Origin of the sequence: Lachnoclostridium phytofermentans, from assembly GCF_000733755.1 — a bacterium.
Classification (GTDB): domain Bacteria; phylum Bacillota; class Clostridia; order Lachnospirales; family Lachnospiraceae; genus Lachnoclostridium; species Lachnoclostridium phytofermentans_A.
Window position 1 is genome coordinate 1 of sequence record NZ_JPOF01000009.1, and the last position, 5,165, is coordinate 5,165.

Annotated in this window: 5 protein-coding genes and 1 pseudogene; 4 read left to right on the plus strand and 2 right to left on the minus strand. The window is 36.1% G+C overall.

Annotated elements, in window-relative coordinates:
- The coding region (locus CC92_RS0120585) for a PDZ domain-containing protein (RefSeq protein WP_031420766.1) at positions 1–296 on the plus strand (296 nt) is incomplete at its 5' end.
- A gap of 325 nt (positions 297–621) precedes the next feature.
- Here CC92_RS0120585 and CC92_RS21980 read toward each other — a convergent pair.
- Both CC92_RS21980 and CC92_RS21985 read right to left on the minus strand, forming a co-directional pair.
- Positions 622–1,221: a GNAT family N-acetyltransferase gene (locus CC92_RS21980; protein ID WP_081870277.1), complete on the minus strand. Its 600-nt coding sequence runs from the start codon at positions 1,219–1,221 to the stop codon at positions 622–624.
- Positions 1,187–1,459 carry a hypothetical protein gene (locus tag CC92_RS21985; protein WP_051926221.1) on the minus strand — a complete coding sequence of 91 codons (273 nt, stop codon included), beginning with the start codon at positions 1,457–1,459 and terminating at the stop codon, positions 1,187–1,189. The genes CC92_RS21980 and CC92_RS21985 overlap by 35 nt, the downstream gene beginning before the upstream one ends.
- Positions 1,460–1,791: 332 nt before the next feature.
- Here CC92_RS21985 and CC92_RS23550 point away from each other — a divergent pair.
- From CC92_RS23550 to CC92_RS0120605, 3 genes and pseudogenes are all read left to right on the plus strand, one after another.
- Positions 1,792–2,740: pseudogene (locus CC92_RS23550) on the plus strand (3'-5' exoribonuclease YhaM family protein).
- Positions 2,741–2,923: 183 nt separating this feature from the next.
- Positions 2,924–4,324: a 23S rRNA (uracil(1939)-C(5))-methyltransferase RlmD gene (gene rlmD / locus CC92_RS0120600; protein WP_031420768.1), complete on the plus strand. Its 1,401-nt coding sequence runs from the start codon at positions 2,924–2,926 to the stop codon at positions 4,322–4,324.
- A 225-nt stretch (positions 4,325–4,549) separates the two neighbouring features.
- Positions 4,550–4,999, plus strand: coding sequence for a hypothetical protein (locus CC92_RS0120605; protein WP_029502387.1), 450 nt, complete (start codon positions 4,550–4,552; stop codon positions 4,997–4,999).
- Positions 5,000–5,165 lie beyond the last annotated feature (166 nt).

Genomic DNA, 5,165 nt, shown 5'->3' on the forward strand with positions numbered 1-5,165 from the left:
CAGATGTCAGTACAGTGATTGGAATCTCCAGGTTAAAACCAATCATTGAGAAACTGGCCAATAAAACGGAACGAATTTATTTCGGCATTATTGGTGAAGATATTCCGCAAGATGTATTACAGTCCTTTCATTTAACAGGTGGAATCTATGTAACAGCAGAAGTACGTGCTGATTCCCCAGCGTTTACTGCAGGAATTAAGCAAGGAGATATTATTACTCAGATTAATGAATTCTCAGTTTCCATGATGTCTAATTTTACGAGTATTTTAAATAACTATAAGCCGAAAGAAAAATAACGGTTGTGGTACAGCGAAAAGTTAAGCAAGAACTTTCAGAAAAGAGTATTGAGGTTGTTTTGGATATAAAAGAATAATTACGTTTTAGATTAAAACCGCTCATGTAATTGCGATAATTAAGCAATCACATGAGCGGTTTTTCATTGTTTTATTCTCCTAAAGCTTGTTTTTGCCTCATTTGTAAAAGTTATTGCATAAAATAATTATTACAGTAATCAGAAACAGATTGCCAAATCGAATGGGGTATCCCCCCTCCAATATCGCAAAAAAATGCTATCCTTAAGCATGAGATAACTCTGGGAAACGCACGTTGAAACGTTCTACTTCAAGTAAAATCTTCACCAAGAATAAATAGGGTACTATCCTCCTCCTTGTAAGCGGATACTTCATAGAAAGAGGTGTGAAAAGGAGTGAATCCTAGTTCTATTACCTTAATTGTGTCACGATAGTATAGTGCGATGTCTTTCGGTTCGATAATTTTTGAAGCGATAATTTGGTGAAGAAATAGAGTTTCATCATGAATCGTGGCTACAATGTAGCAATCTAGTTCAGATAAATAGTAGATGTTATCACAATATGGACCTGTTAACCCAAATGCCATGAGACCGAAATTATCCATGGAGAAGGCTTCATTTGGTATACTATGTTTCATCACGTTTAGAAGAGCATTACGGCTCTTATCCTCAGACATATTCACTTTTTGAGGTTTTAAATCTTTATTAAGTTTCTGCTCTGATTTTGAGGAATTTATATGATAACGATAGACAGATTCCTTACTTTTTGTAAATCCAAACTTCGGATAAAAGTCGAGCACGCTGTCATTAGCAAAGAGATAGATTCCATCCACTTTGCTAAGATACTTCTCTAAAATAGATTCCATTAGTTTACGGCTAAGACCTTGGTTGCGATAGGAAGGATCCGTCATTACGGTACCGATTTGAAGAAAATTCTTTTTCGTCCCATGGGATTGTCATAGCCATGTGATTAGCAGAAATATTAGCTATTACGGAATCACCCTCTATTATGGAATGTGGCTCATATAGTTCACTCCAATACCCGTTGTCGTACCAGTCCTTTAGTTGAAAATGAAATACCTTTTGGGTTAATGCATGAAAGCTACTTCTTAGTACTGCGTCATCTTGATAATTAACCTTATACTCCATACTGACCTCATTTCTGATTTTATCTATGATTATAAACCTGATCCTCTTAGATTTTCTGTTCTTAAGGAATATTCAATTTAGTGAAAATCCTATACTGATTTTAACACAAGGAAATAAAAGTGGAAACCTCAAAGGAGGTTAGAAAAAAGTTTAAGGTGTATCAGATAGCAGAAAAATAATCTTTTCCCAAATATAGAAGTAAAATCTACAAGAGTTCTAGTATTTCACACTTTATATATTGACTTCAGTGGGTATAATAGAAAATAAGAGGTTGAAGTAAGAGTTAATTTCAATCGCAGTTGTGTTCTAGAATAGAAAGGCTAGGTAGTAAAATGAGATATTTAAGTGAGTTACGAGACGGAGAGATGTTTAAGGAAACATATCTTTGTAAGCAACTTCAAATTTTAAAAACGAAAGCTGGGAAAAGCTATTATTCTTTATTAGTACAAGATAAAACCGGAATAAAAGACGCTAAGGTATGGGAACTGGGCCCTGGAATTGAACATTTTGATACCATGGATTATATACATATCGAAGGGCAAGTGACAAGTTTTCAAGGCTCCTTACAGCTTAATGTAAAACGTGTTAGAAAATGCCAGGAAGGTGAATATGATCCTGCGAATTATATGCCATCTACCGATAAGAATGTAGAGGATATGTATAAAGAGCTACTAAGATATATAGACAAAATGAAGGAACCACATGTAAAGCAATTAGCACAGAGTTTTTTTGTTGACGATAAGGATTTCGCATTGCGATTTAAGAGACACTCCGCTGCAAAGAGTGTACATCATGGTTTTTATGGGTGGGTTACTAGAGCACACGTTAGGAGTGGTACGTTTGTGCGATTATCTAGCAGACAACTATCCAATAATTCAAAGAGACTTATTGTTGGTATCTGCGATGTTCCATGACCTTGGAAAGTTAGAAGAAATCTCTAGCTTCCCAGAGAATGATTATACGGATGAAGGAAATCTTCTGGGTCATATCTTTATCGGAACCGCAAAGTTAAATGAAAGAATGAAAACAATTCCTGGTTTCCCTAAGAAGATGGCAAGTGAAATCATGCATTGTATTTTAGCTCATCATGGTGAACTGGAATATGGCTCACCAAAGAAGCCAGCGCTTATGGAAGCGTTAGCACTTAGCATGGCAGATAATTTGGATGCAAAGCTACAGACGATGAAGGAAATCTTAACAGGAGATGAGGATAAGAATGATTGGCTTGGATTCCAACGCTTATTCGATTCTAATGTAAGAAGATCTTCGGATTATGAATAAATGATATTCTGTATATAGATAGATTAAAAAAAGTTTATTAGAAGATTTGTGCCATCTAAGTTTTTGGCACAAACTTCTTTTGCGTAAAAGCGGATTTAATAAGTTGGGTGTAATAGCAATTCCGATACACTAGAATACTTTATAAATCTCACGTGTAATTGCTATAGAAAGAGAGAGTAAGATATGGAACAGGTTAAAATACCAGGGAAGAATGAAGTCGTGCCAATTAGGATAGAAGACATCGGTGCAGATGGGGAAGGTATCGGAAAAGTAAATGGATTCACTCTGTTTGTAAAGGATGCAGTAGTAGGAGATGAACTTCTTGTTAAGGTAATGAAGACAAAGAAAACCTATGGTTATGGCCGTATCGAGCAAATAATAACCCCGTCTCCTTATCGAGTGACTCCAAGATGTGAAATTGCTTCAAAATGCGGTGGTTGTCAGATTCAACAATTATCCTATGAAGAGCAATTACGCTATAAGCAAAATAAGGTTCTTAATTGTTTAAAAAGAATTGGTGGCATTGACCATCCACCGATGGAGCCTATTGTCGGTATGGAGAATCCATATTCCTATCGTAATAAAGCACAATTTCCAGTTGGGAAGCGTTCTGACGGTGAAATAGTCATCGGATTTTACGCAGGGAGAACTCATACCATTATTGATACGGCAAAATGCCATATTGGTGATGAAAGTACCGAACCTATCATCGCTTGCATTCGAAATTTTTTGAAGCAGGAGAATATCAGCATCTATAACGAAGAAAGTCATCAAGGATTGGTAAGACATATTCTACTTCGAGTTGGATTTACTACCAAAGAACTTATGATTTGCTTGATTATTAATGGCAAAGAGTTACCAGCCAGTGAAAGGTTAGTAAACCAACTTTTAGCGTGCCCGAACCTTCCAAAAAAATTTAAGGTGACGAGTATTTGCCTTAACAAGAATACAAAGAAGACAAATGTTATCTTAGGAGAGGAGATTATCCCACTTTATGGTCCTACCTATATCACAGATTATATCGGTGATATTAAGTATCAAATCTCCCCATTATCCTTTTATCAGGTAAACCCGGTACAGACAAAGAAATTGTATGACCTTGCGCTTGAATATGCTGGACTAACAGGGAATGAGCTTGTCTGGGATTTATACTGTGGAATTGGAACAATTTCTTTATTCTTAGCAAAGAAGGCAAAGATGGTATATGGCGTTGAGATTATTCCGCAAGCCATAGAAGATGCAAAATCCAATGCAAAATTAAATAACATTGCCAATGCAGAGTTTTTTGTAGGTGCAGCAGAAGAGGTGCTTCCAAAGCAATATCAAGTAAGCGGAGGGAAAATCCATGCAGATGTAATTGTTGTTGATCCTCCTAGAAAGGGCTGCGAGGAAAGTTTATTAAAGACTATCGCCACGATGGAGCCTAACAGGATTGTATATGTATCTTGTGACCCGGCAACACTCGCTAGGGATTTAAAGTATCTGATCGAGCATGGGTATGAACTTAAGAAGGTTAGACCGGTGGATCAGTTCCCACATTCGGTTCATGTTGAAACTGCCGTACTTCTTGTTAGAAAACCTTGATTCTATGCGGGTCTGCAATTTGTCGTAGTAAAAAAGATGTATCTATTTTTGATACATCTTTTTTTATATTAAATTTTATTAAATAGAAGCTTTATAACATTTATTACATATTTACATACTAAAAATTATGCAGCTAAGAAAAAAGTTGACTATTGCAATATCCTGTAATAAACTAGAAAAATATGTACGAATTAAGAATAAATCCCATAGGAGATAAAAAGACGTATGAAAAAAATTGCAACCCTTATCATTGCTCTCGTGATAACTTTGTCAACAAGCTTATCAACAACTTATGCCACATCTCCTTGTCAGGATTTTGAAGATTTTCCATATACTTATTCTGGGGTAGGAACTTTTGCGTATCTGGTAAAGTTGTTGGGGGGAACTTATTCCTGTGATGACTGGAAAGCCATCTGGGAGATTGATGGAGATACATGGGAGGCTACCCTTCATACCAAGGAGAAGGATGGTACTGCTTATTCATACGATTTTCTCGAGGTTAGCCGTAATGGAGTTCCATTGCAATTAACAGAGGACAATTCTTCTAGAGGCAATGGAACTGTCTCTGGTAGAAGATATACGTTGGAGGATTTGGAACTTATGTTAGATATACAAATAGAAATTGACCAAATTAATATGGTGGGATACATAAAAAAGAATAATGAAATGTATTAAAAGTAGAAATGCAGATTGGAATGGCTATCCCTGCCTATGGGTTAGTAATGGTAAAAAAACGTCTAGTTAGCAAAACAGGAACAGCTTTCGAAAGAAGTTACTGCTATCCGTGTGAAGCGATGTTAATAAAAAGAGAAACAGCATTGTGCAATGTAATTCAATGCTG